This window comes from uncultured Maribacter sp. (assembly GCF_947500405.1).
Lineage (GTDB): Bacteria > Bacteroidota > Bacteroidia > Flavobacteriales > Flavobacteriaceae > Maribacter_B.
The window spans coordinates 1-868 of the sequence record NZ_CANMRY010000063.1; the positions used below are offsets into that span (position 1 = coordinate 1).

At 32.1% G+C, this 868-nt stretch carries 1 protein-coding gene; it reads left to right on the forward strand.

The genetic code is table 11. The features are described 5' to 3' along the window. Nucleotides 1-164 precede the first annotated feature (164 nt). The gene (locus Q0945_RS16000) at nucleotides 165-656 is read left to right on the forward strand and encodes a hypothetical protein (protein ID WP_299436678.1); all 492 of its coding nucleotides are present in this window, start codon (nucleotides 165-167) and stop codon (nucleotides 654-656) included. Nucleotides 657-868 lie beyond the last annotated feature (212 nt).

Below are 868 nucleotides of genomic sequence, written 5' to 3' on the forward strand. Positions count from 1 at the left end.
TATCTTAGTATCAATTATTATTTTGGATAAGGGCAACAGCTCTTATACAATTAGTTGTGCGTAATTTGAGAAAAACTCGTTACTCATCCAAAACATTAGTTTACTCATTATGATTTTTGAGATTTGAAATAGCAAAATACATTTGAGTAAATAATCATAAATCAATGAATCGACTAAAAATATTCTTCCTTTTAATATCATTCGGTGCAATCGGACAGAATGAAAATCAAAGTTCGGAATACTTTAAAATGACGGAAACGGATTCGCTGTATTACATAGCGATTGAAAAATACATCGTGGAAATCGATTCGTTTTATAACAAATATTCTAACCAAAAACAGCCGAATAAGATTTTTATTGAATACCAAGACTACTTAATGAAAATACCTGATTCAATCAACGAATATGAAATCAAAAAAATCGGACTTGGAAACAGAAAGAAAGTGTTTAGAAAAAATAGAAACAAATTGAGGTACGTAAAAATATTTCCTTTGTCAATATCAGATGGACAGTTTGACATAACTCTGATTCCATACTTTGCGGAATTGAAAGGAGGAAAGAATTTGTATTTGAGTTTAAGTGATTGGACGAAAGTGTTGTTCGAATTTAAAAACGGACAACTGACTTATGAAAAGACTGAAAACGGTGGAATATAAAAAACTACGCACAACAATGTATAACCGCAATTACGGCGGATTCGACTACGTCCGAATCCACTCGGAATTGCTAACGTCAGTTTCAAACCGAAAAGTTTGCGTACTTTAACCCGTAACTGACGGTTATACGAGACCGTTGTGCGTCATTTAAAAAAACCGAAGTGAACAGACTAAAATCCTATTTTATTGAATTAATTTACCCATTCATTCTG

What these genes read in the sequence shown, in the direction of transcription:
- Q0945_RS16000 (WP_299436678.1), top strand. Translation starts at nt 165, where the DNA reads ATGAATCGACTAAAAATATTCTTCCTTTTAATATCATTCGGTGCAATC.